Below are 16,602 nucleotides of genomic sequence, written 5' to 3'. Positions count from 1 at the left end.
TCTCAAAGTATCCGTTCAGATGTATGACTAATGTGTAAATATCGAAGCAAAAGTGGTATCATCCCAGTGCTTGACACTGGGATCCAGTTTTCTTGATAAATTTACCAAAAGTGTTTCATTCTATAACGCAAAATCCATACTTACCAAACCGAATGCATTACTTGCAATCTCGATCCCAGTGTCAAGCACTGGGATGACAGAAAAAAGAGCACTGCCATCATATTGGATAACACCATTTATTTCTATAGCTGTCTTTTCTATCTTATTTTGCCACCCTACTGAACGAATACCTTACGAGAAGTTACTAAGGATTTTTATTTAGTCTGACTGCATCCTTTACCTTATCTAACAACCCATTAATAAAGCCAATTTTGTTTGGAGCATCAAGTAAATCAGATGCAATGTTAGTATATTCATTAATAACAATTGGTGCTGGTGTATCAAAATCAATTAACTCACATACTGCAATACGCAAAATAGATAAGCTTATAAGATTTAATCGTGAAAGTGACCAGCTTGGGTGTAAATAAGACTCTATTATTTTATCATATTCTTCACTGCTTTTTATAACCTTACATAACAAGTTTTCTAAGAACTGATGTTCAAATTCTTCACATTCAAATATATCTTTCAACGTCCTTATGTAGTCCTTAAGCTCACAATTTTCCAATTTAAAAGTGCTTTTGTTGTAACTTACAAAAATATTTGAATAAGCAATTTGTACAGCAAGAAATCTTGCCGTACTTCTTTTTATGCGCCACTTTTTATCTACTGGTTTTCCCTCCATTATTTTAATTTATTGTGTAGATCTATCATATGCAAAACAGTTGAGGCTGCATGGCCACCAACGTTCTTTTTATTTTTGTCAGCTCTAATTAGTGCTTTATCTTTGCTGCCAGCGGTAATTACGCCCATACCAAGGGGTATTGCATAATGCATAATAACTTCATTTAAGCCTTCGATTACTCCTTTACAAACGTATTTATAATGATCAGTTTCACCGCGAATCACGCACCCAAGAGCTAAATAACCGTCATAATTAGCATTCTTGCTTTTTACTGCAAAGAGAATTGTAGCTGGTATCTCAAATGCACCAGGAACTTCAATTATGTCATAGCTTGCATGACTTTCTTTTAATCTATCAACTGCACCTTCAAGCAAAAGGTTCGCTATTTCAGTGTGGTAAATTGAATTAACTATTAGTATTTTCGACATTCATCCCCACTTTTCTTGTTAAAAGCAACTTTATTAATGATTGTTGAACCAGAGTTATAATATTACTAAATATCCAATATATTACCAGGCCGGCAGGAAAAGAAGAAAAAATAAAGACAGAAATGTAAGGTAAAAACTTCATAACATTTACTTGAATATCATCTTTACTGGTTTGATCTTTCTCACTTAGCTTCTGCTGAATTATCATGGTAGCGCCGAAAATTATAGGTAAAATGCCTATAGAAATAGGAAAGTTATAATTAAACAACCCAAATAATGTAAAAATGTTTGTTGGATCAGAAGCTGAAAGATCCTTAATCCATAAATAAAAAGGGGCGTGTCTCATCTCTATAGTAACAAATAATACTTTATACAGAGCAAAAAATACTGGTATTTGTATGAGCATAGGGAAAATGCTCGACATTGGATTTACATTGTTTCTCTTGAACAACGCAATTGTCTCTTTGTGCTGCTTTAAGCTGTCATTTTTGTACAACTCTTTTATACGAGTTAATTCAGGCTGCAGGCTTTTCACCTTGAACATCGAAATATATGATCTATTAGATAAGGGAAGCATCAAAAGTTTGATTACTAAAGTTAGCAATAATATTGCTAAGCCAAAATTTTTCAAAACAAAGTTAAAATATTCAAGCAGTAAAAACACCGGCTTGGTTATAAAATAAAGAACACCAAAATCTACAGCCTTATCAAACAAAGGTATATTGAGAGTGTCTTTATAAGAATCAAGTAAATTCAATTTCTTTGCCCCAGCAAAAAAGTAGTTCAGAGTAGAAGCACTTGTACCAGGGAGTATGTGTGTGTAAGGTCTAACAAAATCTGCTTGAAACTTATCAATGTTATTAACATTCGTGTGTTTAATGCTCACATTTATTTTATCTGATTTCTCAGGTATGATGGCTGTAAGCCAGTATTTATCAGCAAAACCAAACCAATTTTTTCCACTCGTGCTTGCCTTTATTAAACGCTTCTTAGAAATATCCTTATATGTCCACTCCTCTAGCTTATTGTTAAATGCACCTAGTACTCCTTCATGTGATATCCAATAGGATTCGTTAATATTATCACGTTTACGATTGATTTTACCATAGGGAACCAAAACTACATTATCTTTTGTATTGTTTTCAATAATTTGCTCAACTTTAAACATGTAGTTATCGTCAAGGCTAATTTTCATTCTAAATAAAATGCCATTTTCATTATCCCAAAATAAATTGACCTCTTTTTGATTGAGTTTATCTGCTTGCCATACTGTTTTAGAATCTGGAACTTTAATCTTTTCATTCGGATCGAGCCACCCAAATTCTGCGAAATATACATCTTTTGATTCTGCAGGTGACAGTAACACCACTTGTGGAGAAGAAGAACTCGGTTCTAAGTGGTAGTTAGTTAGGATTAAGTCATCAAACCTTGCACCTTTCAGAGAAATTGATCCTTCAAGCATGTTATTGGTTAAATTAACTCTCTGTTCTCTAGTAGAATTAATAATTTCAGAACGATTTTGGTATATCATAGGAGCAAGGTCGTTAGAAGATTCGATATGTTCAATATTTTCAATCGATGGTTGGCTTTGGCTCGTGTTAAGAAAATTATCATAAATAATATGCCATAATACTATAATTAATATAGAAAGAATTGTTGCTAAAATTAAATTTTTTGCTTCTGACATGAAATTAAATCGAACATACCTCCTTAAAGTATATATTAAATATTGTACTAAAACAATAAATTTACTTATTTTTAATAATAGCTTTTAACGCTAATCTTAAAAATTTACTCTTATGGCTTCAAATTTTAATAATATGAATGCAGCAAAAAATCTAGTTATTTGGCTACTGATAATAGTCATTACTGCAATGTTTATTGATTCACAAGGGGATAAACTAAGCAATAGGTTTCTGAGCACTTTTCTACCGTACAAAGGAAGGGTTCAAAATGGCGGAAGTATTGAATTTACAAAGTCATACGATGGACACTTTTATATTCAAGCTCAAGTCAATGATCGTAATATAACGTTTTTGCTTGATACCGGAGCAACTGATATTGTTCTATCGCAAAAAGATGCGTTACATGCTGGTATTAACTTACAAAACATTCAAGACTTTAAAATATATGAAACTGCAAAAGGTCAAATAAAAGCTGGAGTGGTTCAAATACCTCAAGTTAAAATAGGAAATTTTTTAATTAATGATGTGCACGCTAGTGTTAATACTCACTCTATGTCCCATTCATTACTTGGTATGAGCTTTTTGAGATATTTTCATTTCACTATTAGGGATAACAAGCTAATATTATATCGTAGTTAAACGTTCTATACTCTACTTATCAACGCTCTGCAGGTCAATATAGGAGCAGAGATAAATATTGCGGAACAGGTGCCGATTGCAATGCCAAAAGAAATGATTAAGCAGAAGTCTCTGACCACACCTGTACAAATCAGCACTAAAGGAAGAGCGGCAAGAAGAGTAGTACCTGAAGTTAACATAGTGCGAAATAGCGTCGAATTAATGCTGGCATCAACTACTTCACCTATTTTTGCATTTTTTCCACTTTTTTGATACTCTCGAATCCGATCATATATAACCACTGAGTTATTGATTGAGTAGCCAATTACGGTAAGGAGAGCTGCAACTGATGAAATATTAAACTCAATACTCGTTAAACTGATAAAGCCAAGAGTTAAAATCACATCATGGATCAGTGCCATTATTCCACCAAGTCCACACTGCCAGTTAAATCTAAGCCAAACATAAAAAAATATTCCAATAATTGCAATTAACATGGCTGATATCCCTTCAAATATCTGCGTTGAGCCTATTTGTGGACCAACATAATCTATTTTGCGATAAGTTACTAAATTACCTAATTTGCTCTCTAATATACTTTTAACCTTTTTAATTTTATCTTCATCTCCCTCATCTTTAAACCGCACAACTAAGTTATCACCAGCTTTTGAACTCTGTATCGTAAATCCACTCTCTTTTAATATACCGAGAATAGCATCATCCTTGCTTGAAGATTTTATCTCTATCAAAATTCCACCTGTAAAGTCTATACCCAAATTCATTCCACGCAGCATAAAAGTAAGCATTGAAAAAATGATAAGAATAACGCTAACAAGTGCTGTCAAATTTCTATATTTACTAAATCTTATATCAAGATTATCTGGAATAAGTCTAATTGCCATAGTTCCTACTTAAATTGTGATTTTATATACTTTTTAAGCAATCGACTAGCTATTTTCTCTTAGCTTATACTAATAATGATCTTTGATTTACTTAATCTACTTGAAAAAGATATTTGATCAAAAAAATGAAAACAGCCTGGTTGTCATTAATAAAGTGCTACTTAAACATCTTTTTTAATCGATTGATTTCATCAGCAAATTTTGGGTCAGTTCTTATGAAATTTTCCACTTGTTTGACTGCGTGTATAACAGTAGCATGATCTCTACCACCAAAATTTCTTCCAATATCTGGTAAACTTTTTTGCGTAAACTTCTTTGCGAAATACATAGCTATTTGTCTCGGCCTCGCAAGACTGCGAAGCCTTCTATTAGATTGCATATCTGCAACCTTTATATTGAAAAATTCAGCTATTTTTCTCTGTATTTCTTCTATTGTAATTGACCTATGATTTGACCTAAGAAGATCAATTAGGGTCTCACTAGCTGATTCTACTGTCATGCTTCTTCCAATTAAAGAGGTATGAGCAACCTTATTTAATGCTCCTTCTAGTTCTCTTATATTGGATTTTATATTCCTTGCCAAAAATTCTAGGACATCCTTTGGAACATACATATTCATTCGTTCCACTTTCGCCTGCAATATACCAAGTCTTAATTCAAAAGTTGTTTCATTAATATCTGCAACTAATCCCCAACCAAGTCGCGATTTTATTCTTTCTTCTACTCCATCAAGATCACTAGGAGACCTATCAGCTGATATAACCAATTGTTTATTTTGGTCTATCAATGCATTGAAAGTGTGAAAAAATTCTTCTTGTGTACTATCTTTACCACTGATAAATTGCACATCATCTACCATCAATACATCTACTGATCTAAATTGCTCTTTAAATAACATAATATCTTTGCTCCGCAGCGCCGTAATATATTGATACATAAATTTCTCTGCTGATAAATATACCACTTTTCTTTTTGCTGACGGAGAATTGACTATGTACCAAGCTATAGCATGCATTAAATGTGTTTTACCAAGTCCCACTCCACCATATAGAAATAAAGGGTTGCTTCCTGATATTGGATCTATAGATTCCGCTACACGCTTTGCCGCTGTAAATGCTAACTCATTTGACTTTCCTACCACAAAATTATCAAAAGTGAATCTGGTATCTAGTGGTGAACCAAGATTATGATTATTTTCCTCTCTATTTTTTAGTATCGTATTAGAATTTGAATTTCTTTCTTCAATTAATTGAATATCAATAGAACATACACTTTGATCTTCGCTTTGCCATAATGATAATATTTTTTCCATGTAGTGAACTGTAATCCACTCCTTTATAAATCTTGTTGGCACAGACAACAAAACTTCTCCATTTCTGTTGCTGATAAATCTTAGTGAACTCAGCCAGCTGTTATATGTTGCTTCTCCATAGAGATTATGGAGATAATTTTGGATTTTTTCCCAAGTAACATTGTGGTCCGTTACTGTAATAATCTGATCAAAAAACATAGTAGAAACCTTAGGGTTAGTTAAGTTCATATACCACACCAAGAAAGAACAATAATCAGAAAGATGCAAGATAATCAATAGCTTACTGTAAGATAAAAAGCTAACACTACTTAATACATACCTAAAATTATGAGGATTTTTTGACGAGTTGTAAAGAGTATAAAAGCACTAAAATTGATCATTTTTTTGAAATAAAAACAATCAATTTGTAAATGTCGCTTGTACCGAGGATTAGAAGTATGTTATTAAAAAAATAGTAATATATTATGTATAAATAAGATATTAAATTTACTGATAAATAAGTAAAGTACTTGTATAAATATAGCTGATTTAGTATAAATTTATTGAAGTAAATTTGTGATTATATTAAGTAATTTGAGTCATAATACTGTATTCGGTATTGAACTGGAGTTTTACACTGAGGGAATAAAAAAAGAATATTTATTTCTGAATAGCATCAAAAATAAAATAGCTTCTCTTGGATTTTTTTGTGAGAAAGAGAGTTCTTTAAACCAATATGAGATAAAAAGTGACTGTTATACGAGCTCTGATAATTTAATTATGCATTTTGAGTTGGCAAAACAATTACTTACTGAAGTAGGACAAAAACTTGGGGGTAATGTTTCTTTTAAAGCAAAACCTTATTTGGATAGAGCAGGCAGCGCACTAAATGTACATGTTAGCCTCATGGATTCAAATAATCATAACTTATTTTATGGCAATAAGCAAAAATATAGTGACCACCTGATTCACAGCATAGGTGGATTATGTGCAATGATGAAAAAACATATGCTATTTTTTGCTCCAAATGATGATTCATATTTAAGATTTCAGTACCCAGATATTCATACTCCAACTACGATTAGTTGGGGAGTGAATAACAGAACTGCTGCGATAAGAATTCCCTATTTTGGCAACGATTCCAAAAGATGCCGCCTAGAGCACCGTGTTCCTGGAGCAGATTGTAACCTTGAAAAAGTACTCACAGCAATAATTGAAGGTATAGTTTTTGGTATAGAGAACAAAATTGCTCCGCCAAATAGAGTGTATGGCATTGCATCTGATCCTCAATATAAGATGGAGAGTTTGATATAGCAACTACCTGTTAAACCCTAACCCATTAAACTCCTTTGAGGTAATTGGCCATTCTAGCACTTTCCTCACATCATTATTTACATTCCCATACTGTAATAGCAAGTCTGCAGCAGATAGTTTCTGCGTACTTTTAGATGATCCAAGCCCTATATTGGTAAGGTTGCTCGGTGGCTGCTCAGGAAGTGGATTACCAAGTGCATCCATGTGTTTAGGTAAAGGTTCCATAACAATATTTGTAGCACTAGAAACGAAATGACTATCTGTAGTATCAGCACTTTTAGAAAGTGAATTACCTTTGAAATCCATATGTTTAGGTAGTCCATTTTTCATTTCTTCTTCTGCTCTTTTATTTTTTAATTCTTCTTCTAGCTCAGTTTCAGTTCTTTTTGGTTCTTTTACGGTATCTTTTTCTTCACCTTCATCAACACTGCTATACCCTTCATCTTCTGACATATCATCAGTTTTAACAGACTTAGGTCTTGCTTTATTAAGCAATGAAAGTAATGCGTAAGTAACTGCAGCAGCAGTAACTATAATGGCTATCTTTGCAGCAATGTGAATCACTGTCAAAAATACTAAAGTTGATGAAACACCAACCAACCCAGATACGATCATTTTATTCTTGCCTTCTGTCACACTTAAAACTGCTACCATAATAATCTCTCAAATACCATACTAAAGTCATATTATATAGAAATTTTTTTACGCTTGCAAAACTGTAAAAATTTTAATCATTTACATAAAGACATATAAGGATTAATTAATATATAATTTATCTTAGCTATAATATGATATAAATACGTATAATGTTTGGCATGAAAAGCTTACTTGTAGAGAGGAATAGAACAGTAATATTATTGCTTATCGTGATTTTTACCTTCGGCTCATACACTTATATAAAGATGCCAAGAGAAAGCAATCCTGATATACAGATTCCTATAATTAGCGTATTTGTTGGGTTTCCTGGTATTTCTGTCGAGGATAGTGAAAAGTTATTAGCTATTCCAATAGAAAATGAACTAAGGTTCATTGAGGGCGTGAGAGAGCTAAAGGCACTTGCAACTAATGACGGTGCTCACATGATAATTAAGTTTGGTACAGAATATGATAACAAAGAAGTACTTGATAACGTCCGTTCAAAGCTTTTAAACATAAAATCAAAATTACCTATTGAAGCAGAATCTCCGATAATCAATGAAATAAACTTGAGCTTATTTCCGATACTAAACGTTGGCTTGATTGGTAATTTGCCGGAAAGAGCTTTAACTGAAATAGCACTCAAACTAAAGAAAGAAATAGAATCTCTGCCAAATGTTCTTAAAGTTGAAGTGGCAGGTATGCGTAAAGAAACAGTGGAAGTTATAATTGAGCCCACAGTTCTAACAAAATATAACATTCAATCAAATGAGATATTTCAAGCTATATCAAACAACAACAGATTGGTAGGAGCTGGATCACTAGAAAACGATACCGGTAAATATTCGATTAAAATATCAGGGTTATTAAAAGACATAGAAGATATTATGAATATTCCTATTAGATCTCAAAGTGATGCAGTTTTGAGAATCAAAGATATAGCAAAAGTATACTTTGGGTTTGAAGATCACCAAGGATTTGCTCGTATTAATGGACTACCTAGCATTGTACTAGAAATTTCAAAACGTAATGGAAAAAACATAATAGACACGGTAAATCAAGTAAAATACTTAATGGACAAAGCAAAAGATCAATTACCTGAAAATTTAAAAGTAGTTTATTTGAATGACCAGTCAAAAAATGTACGTGATGTGCTTGAAGACTTGGAAAATGGTATAATATTTGCCGTATTACTAATACTAACCATAATAATGCTCTTTATGGGAAAAAGGGCTGCTATTCTTGTTGCACTATCAATACCTGGCTCCTTTCTCATAGGAATAATGGCTCTTTACCTAATGGGTATTACTCTAAATATAGTTGTGCTCTTCAGTCTAATTATGGCAGTTGGGATGCTGGTTGATGATGCAATTGTAATCAGCGAATATGCTGATAGAAAGATGATTTGTGGGATGGATAAAGTAGAAGCCTTTTGCACCTCAGTTCATGATATGTTCTATCCAGTTTTATCATCAACATTAACTAAATTAGCAGTGTTTTTCCCTCTGTTACTCTGGCCCGATACAGTCGGTAAATTTATGCAGTACATACCAATTACAATAATTCTAACTTTAACTGGATCGCTAATTATGGCTTTGGTTTTTATACCAACACTTGGTGCAATATTTGGTGAACCTTCAATAACTTCAAAAAAAGAAATAATAAGAATGAGTGCTATAGAAAGTGGTGAGGTAAAAAATACTGGGCTTATAATAAGAACTTATGTACGTATGTTAGAGAAAGTCTTAGATCACCCCAAAAAATTTGTATGTGTTGTTGTATTTGTTTTATTTTTGTCTAGTATATTATATTTTACTTTTGGTCCTGGATTAAAGTTCTTTCCGAATGTAGATTCAGATAACATTTTAATCAGCGTTAAAGTAAAAGAAAGCTTATCAGCCAAAGAACGAGATTTGATACTTAAGAAAGTAGAAGAACGTATTTTGGGTGTTAAAAAAGAAATTTATGTTTTTTATGCTCGATCAGGAAAATTTTCAGACAACGTTATTGCCAAAATTCAATTGGAACTTGTAGATTGGCGCTGCAGGCGCAAAGCTAAGCAAATACTAAATGATATAAGGAGTAGTGTACAAAACATAAAAGGAGTAATAATTGATGTACAGGAACAAAAGTCAGGACCATCAGCTGACAAGCCAATACAAATTAACTTAAGCGGAAGTGCATCCAACTTGAATTCAGTAGCAGAGAAAATCCTAAAAATTATGGACCAACCTTCATCTGGATTTATAAATATTCAAGATAGTAGATCAGCACCTGAAATAGAGTGGAATATGAGTATTGATAAGAGTAAGGCTACAAGCTCTGGAGTAAGTGTTGCAACCATCGGTGATTTTATAAAGATGGTTACAAATGGAGTATTAATTGGAAAATATAAACCAAATAACGCAGATGAAGAAATTGATATTGTACTACGCTTTCCCAGAAAGAATCGCAACATGAAAACTATAGATAACCTTTTTATCAATACAGCAAATGGACCATATTCTATGAGTAGCATAGTGAAATACGTTCCCGAAAAAAAGGCAAACAAACTAAGTAGGATTGATGGATCACGCACAGTAACAATCTCTGCTGACGTTGATACTGGCTATCTTGTTGATGAAAGAGTTAAGTTCATTCAAAATTCGATTACTCAAGACTGTAGTAAAGGAGTAAAGATTGATTTCAAAGGTGACAAGGAAGATCAACAAAAATCAGGAGCATTTTTATTAAAGGCTTTTATATTAGCAATTACATTGATGATATTGGTGCTAGTGGCACAGTTTAACAACATATACTATACATTTATCGTAATGACAGCAGTGTTTTTATCAACAACATGTGTATTTTTCATTTTCTTTCTTATTCAGAAAGTTTTTGTAGTTGTCATGTGTGGAGTGGGGATAATTGCTTTAGCAGGAATTATAGTGAATAATAATATACTATTGCTTGATGCCTTTCATCAGCAAATTAAGGTGCGCAAAAATAACATTAAGCAATGTATAATAAACGCTTCAATTTCTCGCATCAGGCCAATACTACTTACCGTTGCAACTACAGTTCTTGGTTTAATACCGATGATTACTAGGTTAAATATCAGTTTTTTTACGCTACAAATCACATATGATGCTCCATCAAGCCAGTGGTGGGTTGATATTTCAGCAACCATAGCAAGTGGAATATTGGCTGCAACGGTCTTAACTTTATTCTTTACTCCGGCATTGCTTATCATACAAAGACATGAAAAAACTTGACTTAAATTAGCAATCATTTAACATTTAAGATAGCGTTCTTTACCTGTTGAAGCTATAATTATAACTAATTAAATTGGATTTATTTATATGATTGCTAATCGTAAAAGCAGTGTTAAGCAGAAAAGCAACAAGAATAACATAGTTGGAAGCCTTGATGTAATAAAAACAGCGGGGGAGCTCTCACTTCAAAAAGGTTTGGATTTTAATATTATAATAAATGCACTTAAAAGTGCTATCGAAGCAGTAGCTCAACAAAAGTATGGTAGCAAAAGTAAAATTGTAGTTAATATAGATAGAAACACAGGCAAAGTTACCTCATATAGACAACTAAAAGTCATTAATGATGAATCAAATGAAAATGAGTGTGACTTAATTAAGTTGACACAAGCTAAGTTAATAAAAGAAGATGCAAAAGTTGGAGATACTATTAGTGAGTTGATTTCTCTTAACACTGATCTTGTTTCAGCAAGAATTGCCCAGCAAAAGATTTCTGAAATAATCAAAAATGAAGAGTTAAAAAAGCAATATGAGGAATTTAAAGATAAGGTAGGAGAAATGAGGTATGGCATCGTTAAACAAGTAGAATATTCAGATCTTATTATAGACATAAACGGAATTGGAGCATACCTCCCTTTACGAAACTTAATTGGTGGTGAGTCATTTCGTGAAGGCGATAAGGTTAAAGCTTACATACAAGCTGTTAAGCGCTCTGACGATGGACGTCAAATCATTCTTTCTAGGACTCATGAAGGCTTTTTAGAGGCATTGTTGAATCAAGAAGTACCAGAAGTTGCTGACGGATTGATAACAATTAAAGGTATAGCTAGAGACGCTGGTTCAAGATCTAAAGTTGCTGTTTTTTCATCTGATAAGAATATCGATCCAGTAGGTGCTTGCGTTGGAGTTAAAGGAGATAGAATAAAAACTATTATACACGAATTAAACGGTGAAAAAATCGACGTCATACATTACTCATCAGATTTGGGTCAATTTGTTATTAAAGCCATTACTCCTGCAGAAGTATCAAAGGTCATTATTGACGAAAATGAAAATTGTATAGAGTTAATAGTTGCTGAAGATCAATTGAGTTTAGCTATAGGAAAAAAGGGTCAGAATGTAAGATTAGCTTCAGAGCTTGTTGGATGGAAAATTGAGATATTAAGCACTCAGCAAGAATCAGAAAGAAGAAATAAAGAATTTAGTCAATGTTCAGTTTTATTTGCTGAAGCTTTAAACTTAGAAGAGATTATGGGCCAATTATTGGTAACAGAAGGTTTTTCCAGTGTAGAAGATATATCTAACACTTCAATTAAGGAACTTGCTTCAATAGAGGGCTTCAATGAAGATATTGCAAATGAACTTCATAATAGAGCAAATAATTACCTGAAAGCAGAGAATGATAGAAAAATAGAAGAGCTAAAAAATTTAGGTATGGAAGACGATGTAATCAACTTAGCCTTATCAATAGATAATAAAATTGCTCTTAGTAAACATAATATTAAAACTTTAGAGGACATAGCAGATTTATCAAATTATGAGTTTCGTAGCATAATCTCTTCCTCAACTAATAATAAAGAAAATCTAAAAGATACAGCAGATTTAATAATCATAGAAGCACGTAAAAAGCTTGGATTAATATAAAAACAATATGAATAATGAAGATATCAGTAATAAAAAATTAACCCTACAAGGCTTAAGCAAGCTTAAATTAGACATTAATTTAAACTCTTTAGATAGTCAAAGTACTGGTACTACAATAGTAAAAAAAAGAAGAAAAATTCATTCTGCAGAAGAATATAGTTTATTTGACGAGAGTAAATTAGGCTCTTTAACTGAAAAAGAACAAATTTCCCGCATTAATGCTGTACAGAATGCTACTTTGCTGAAAGAAAGGAATCAGAGAGAACAAGAAGAGAAAATAAAAAAAGAAGAAAGCAATCAAGAAGCTGAAGATAAAAATGAATCACACTCTGTACCTAAAGAAATAAATAAGGAAGTTTTAAGTAATACTAACTCAGTTGAACAAAAAGAAGATAGTATTGAATATGAGAACAATGATAAAAAGTCTTTTAAAGCTAGCAAAGATATATACTCTAAGCATTCTAAGCTAGTAATTACACAGGCAATAGATGAAAGAAATGAACACCTCCCTGTATTTAAGCAAAAATTTGGTATAAGAAGTAAACAATCAAAGTTTACTAAGGGTAAAAATATATCAAGAGAAGTTATTATACCAGACAAAATAACTATCAGAGAGTTATCTATTCGTATGGCAGAAGAGAGCAAGAGTGTGCTAAAAATGCTCAAAGAAGAAGTTGGGGAGAGCTATAGAGTAGATGATCTAGTAGATCCAGATATAGCATGCGAAATAGCAAAAAAATTTAGTCATACTGCTAAACGAGTAAGTGATGCTGATAAAGAAAAGAATTTACTCTTCATAAGCAACAGAGAAAACTTACCTAAAAGACCAAAACCACCTATCGTTACTTTTATGGGACATGTGGATCATGGTAAAACATCATTGCTCGATGCATTTCGTGAATCTAATGTTGCAGAAAGAGAGTCAGGTGGAATCACTCAACATATAGGTGCTTATCAATTAACGACAAAAAATAAGCAAAAAATTACTTTCATTGATACACCAGGGCATGAGGCGTTTACTGCAATGCGTGCACGTGGTGCCAATATTACTAATATAGTTGTGATAGTAGTTGCAGCTGATGATGGAATCATGAAACAAACAGTTGAAGCAATAAATCATGCAAAAGCAGCAAATGTCTCTATTATAGTTGCCATTAATAAAATTGATAAATCACAACCTGGCGATGTAGAAAGAATAATTAATAGTTTGCCTCAGTATGACCTCATCCCCGAAGAACTTGGTGGTGATGTTATAATTGTGCCAGTATCAGCAAAAAACAAAATCAACTTAGATAAACTAGAAGAGGCAATTTTATTAATTGCTGAATTAATGACGCTAGAAGGAATAGAGGATTGTCGAGCACTTGGATGGGTGATAGAGTCGAAAATAGATAAAGCTAAAGGAATATCAGCTACATTAATAGTTGAAGAAGGAACATTAAAGATTGGTGACATATTGATAGTTGGTACAACATACAGCAAAGTACGCAGTATGATTAATCACCTTGGTCAAAGAGAAAAAGCGGCACTACCTTCTACTCCAGTTGAAGTTACTGGTTTAAATGGTGTACCAAATGCTGGAGATAAATTTGTTGTTGTAAACTCTGAAAGGCAGGCTCGTGAAATTGTTGAATACAGGTTAGAATTAATCAAGAAAAAGAAAGAAGATTTAGACGACAATAATTTAGATATATTCAGTCGTAATGATAGTGAAACAGAAGAACTATCTGTAGTTTTAAAGTGCGATGTCACTGGTTCTATTGAAGCAATATCAAGCTCAATTGATAAGCTTGGTAAAGACCAAGTGAAATTAAATATTCTACACAAAGCAGTAGGAGGAGTAACAGATTCAGATGTGCTGCTTGCAGAAGCATCAAGCGCAGTAATTTTAGCTTTTAATGTAAAAGTGGATTCAAAAATAAGAGAATTAGCAAAACAAAAAGGTATAGAAATACATACTTACAATATAATATATGAGCTTATTGAAGACATGAGGATGTATCTAACTAAAATGTTAAAGCCTGTTACACGAGAGGTTCGTGTTGGTTCTGCATCTGTAAGGCAAATATTTAATGCATCCAAAGCCGGTAATATAATCGGATGTTATGTCACTGATGGAGTTATAAAAAAAGATTCTTTAATTAAGGTAGTACGTGGCAGCAAATTGGTGCATGAAGGAAAGTTAAAAGCACTACGTAGATTTAAAGATGACGTTAAAGAAGTAGGTGTAAACTTTGAATGCGGAATATCGCTAGAGGGTAATATCGATATTAAAGTTGGAGATATTTTGGAAGCTTATCAATTAGTGCAAGAAGAAAGGACGTTATAGTAGTTGAATATGAAAAAGGAAATTAGAAACCTAAAAGTAGCATCGGTATTACATAGGGCAATATCAAAAGTCTTAATGGAAGGTAATGTTCTTAATGAAAAAGTAGTAGTATCTGATGTAAAGCTAAGCAAAGATTTGAAGAAAGCAGATGTATATATTGTGTTATCTTCATTAAACATCCAAAATGATAATGATGATATCAGCACTGTTGTTAATGAAATGAACCAATCTGCATGGTCAATACGTAAATCTATATTATGTTATGTTGATTTGCGATTTATACCTGAGTTAGTTTTTAAGCCTGATTTAGCATTCGATAATTTTGTCAATGTAAGCAAAATATTACATAATCACACTTAATTAATGTATTTCAACCATTATTTCTCATTAATGAGAATACACAGTTTAACAGGTTTATGGCTTGTGCTATTTTCTAGCTTAAGCGGCATTCTTTTAGCCTCAACTTCTCTATCGTATCAAGCTCTTTTTCTCCTTGTTTTGTTTACTATAGGTGCATTTTTAATGAGACCCGCAGGATGCATAATCAATGATATCTTCGATAGAGAAATAGATGCACACGTTGAACGAACAAAATACAGACCACTTGCAAGTGGTGCATTAAACATAAAGCAGGCTTTGGCTTTACTTTCACTGTTACTGTCTATTGCCCTGGTAATCTTATTATTAACCAATAAAACTACTCTTATACTTGGAATAATTTCAATGTGCATGATAGTTATCTATCCCTTGCTAAAGCGTTACGTTTGGTGGCCACAATTATTTTTAGGGTTTACTTTCAACATGGGATCACTCATGGGTTCAGCAGCAATAACAGACCAGATTAGCATAGAATCCTTGCTATTTTATATAGGATGCGTCTTTTGGACGCTTAGTTATGATACTATATACGCTCATCAAGATAAAAAAGATGATGAGAAATTAGGAATGAAATCTACTGCATTATATTTTGGCAATACAACAAAATCTTGGTTGAAAAGATTTTATTTAATATCCTTAATGGCATGGTTGTACGCTGGTATACTATCATCATTAAATAACATCTTTTATATTGCTTTACTTGCCATAGGATTCATATTTCACCACCAACACAAAAATTTCAATCCAGACGATTCTAATCAATGCATGTCCATATTTAAAAATAATTCCCAGATAGGACTCCTGCTCTTTTTCGGTATCCTTTTAGATAGAATTGTAAATTCTACTTTTGTATCCGTTCAGATGCATGGCTAATGTGTAAATATCAAAGCAAAAATGGTGTCATTCCAGTGTCAAGTACTGGGATGACAGAGAAAGCATCATATTGGGATGACACCATTTATTTCTATGGCTGTCTTTTCTATCTTATTTTGTCACCCTGCTGAACGGATTCTACTTTTTAGAACATATCTTGAAAGAAAATCAGGAAGATAATATGATAGGATCAGTAAAAAATATATCCAGGTGATGTAAGTGACAAAGAATGGAAATTTCTTGAGCCAAGAGTTGCACAAGGTGTGGCCAAGAAAGCACAAAATAGGAACAATTATTAATGTTATACAATACATAATGAAAGGTATTTGCCAGTAGAGCAAAAGATTTTCCTCCATGGAAGACAGTGTATGATTATTTTTTTAGGTTGCATAAGTAGTCACACATTGCTTGAATGCATACAAAATAAAGGCTGGTGTGCCCATTGATGTTATAAGATCAAATTACC

Annotated in this window: 13 protein-coding genes; 7 read left to right on the top strand and 6 right to left on the bottom strand. The window is 32.7% G+C overall.

Annotated features, from left to right (window positions below; translation table 11 throughout):
* Positions 1-304: 304 nt before the first annotated feature.
* The 3 genes from nusB to yidC are packed head-to-tail and all read right to left on the bottom strand — an operon-like array spanning position 305 to position 2,902.
* Positions 305-787, bottom strand: a complete 483-nt coding sequence (nusB, locus tag OM967_RS01760; protein WP_264337481.1) for a transcription antitermination factor NusB — start codon at positions 785-787, stop codon at positions 305-307.
* On the bottom strand, positions 787-1,215 hold the full coding sequence (locus OM967_RS01755) for a 6,7-dimethyl-8-ribityllumazine synthase (RefSeq protein ID WP_211908182.1): 429 nt from the start codon (positions 1,213-1,215) through the stop codon (positions 787-789). The genes nusB and OM967_RS01755 overlap by 1 nt, the downstream gene beginning before the upstream one ends.
* Positions 1,193-2,902, bottom strand: coding sequence for a membrane protein insertase YidC (yidC, locus tag OM967_RS01750; RefSeq protein WP_250119942.1), 1,710 nt, complete (start codon positions 2,900-2,902; stop codon positions 1,193-1,195). Before yidC ends, OM967_RS01755 begins: the two co-directional genes overlap by 23 nt.
* Before the next feature lie 112 nt (positions 2,903-3,014).
* Here yidC and OM967_RS01745 point away from each other — a divergent pair, with 112 nt between their 5' ends.
* Entirely contained in the window at positions 3,015-3,539 is a 525-nt protein-coding gene (locus tag OM967_RS01745) for a TIGR02281 family clan AA aspartic protease (protein WP_010401102.1), read from the top strand.
* A 5-nt stretch (positions 3,540-3,544) separates the two neighbouring features.
* Here OM967_RS01745 and secF read toward each other — a convergent pair whose 3' ends face one another.
* Both secF and dnaA read right to left on the bottom strand, forming a co-directional pair.
* On the bottom strand, positions 3,545-4,420 hold the full coding sequence (secF, locus tag OM967_RS01740) for a protein translocase subunit SecF (protein WP_211908179.1): 876 nt from the start codon (positions 4,418-4,420) through the stop codon (positions 3,545-3,547).
* Positions 4,421-4,577: 157 nt separating this feature from the next.
* A complete protein-coding gene (gene dnaA / locus OM967_RS01735) occupies positions 4,578-5,960 on the bottom strand; it encodes a chromosomal replication initiator protein DnaA (RefSeq protein WP_250119943.1) in 1,383 nt (460 codons plus the stop codon).
* A gap of 327 nt (positions 5,961-6,287) precedes the next feature.
* Here dnaA and OM967_RS01730 point away from each other — a divergent pair, with 327 nt between their 5' ends.
* Positions 6,288-7,025, top strand: a complete 738-nt coding sequence (locus tag OM967_RS01730) for a type I glutamate--ammonia ligase (RefSeq protein WP_211908175.1) — start codon at positions 6,288-6,290, stop codon at positions 7,023-7,025.
* A gap of 3 nt (positions 7,026-7,028) precedes the next feature.
* Here the strand turns inward: OM967_RS01730 and OM967_RS01725 are convergent, their stop codons facing one another.
* Complete coding sequence (locus OM967_RS01725) at positions 7,029-7,679, bottom strand: hypothetical protein (RefSeq protein ID WP_211908173.1); 651 nt, start codon at positions 7,677-7,679, stop codon at positions 7,029-7,031.
* 161 nt (positions 7,680-7,840) lie between these two features.
* Between OM967_RS01725 and OM967_RS01720 the strand changes: the two genes are divergently transcribed.
* The 5 genes from OM967_RS01720 to ubiA all read left to right on the top strand — a co-directional run bounded on the left by OM967_RS01720 (position 7,841) and on the right by ubiA (position 16,136).
* The gene (locus OM967_RS01720; protein ID WP_264337478.1) at positions 7,841-10,915 is read left to right on the top strand and encodes an efflux RND transporter permease subunit; all 3,075 of its coding nucleotides are present in this window, start codon (positions 7,841-7,843) and stop codon (positions 10,913-10,915) included.
* A gap of 87 nt (positions 10,916-11,002) precedes the next feature.
* Positions 11,003-12,556 carry a transcription termination factor NusA gene (gene nusA / locus OM967_RS01715; RefSeq protein ID WP_264337476.1) on the top strand — a complete coding sequence of 518 codons (1,554 nt, stop codon included), beginning with the start codon at positions 11,003-11,005 and terminating at the stop codon, positions 12,554-12,556.
* Between the two features lie 7 nt (positions 12,557-12,563).
* A complete protein-coding gene (gene infB / locus OM967_RS01710; RefSeq protein WP_264337474.1) occupies positions 12,564-14,885 on the top strand; it encodes a translation initiation factor IF-2 in 2,322 nt (773 codons plus the stop codon).
* Between the two features lie 9 nt (positions 14,886-14,894).
* The gene (locus OM967_RS01705) at positions 14,895-15,245 is read left to right on the top strand and encodes a ribosome-binding factor A (protein WP_006015187.1); all 351 of its coding nucleotides are present in this window, start codon (positions 14,895-14,897) and stop codon (positions 15,243-15,245) included.
* Positions 15,246-15,248: 3 nt separating this feature from the next.
* Positions 15,249-16,136 carry a 4-hydroxybenzoate octaprenyltransferase gene (gene ubiA / locus OM967_RS01700; RefSeq protein WP_264337473.1) on the top strand — a complete coding sequence of 296 codons (888 nt, stop codon included), beginning with the start codon at positions 15,249-15,251 and terminating at the stop codon, positions 16,134-16,136.
* The last annotated feature ends 466 nt before the right edge of the window (positions 16,137-16,602 follow it).

Source organism: Wolbachia endosymbiont (group B) of Dolichovespula media (assembly GCF_947179505.1).
Classification (GTDB): domain Bacteria; phylum Pseudomonadota; class Alphaproteobacteria; order Rickettsiales; family Anaplasmataceae; genus Wolbachia.
Note: the sequence above shows the minus strand (reverse complement) of the source record. Positions and strands in the feature narration are given on the sequence as shown.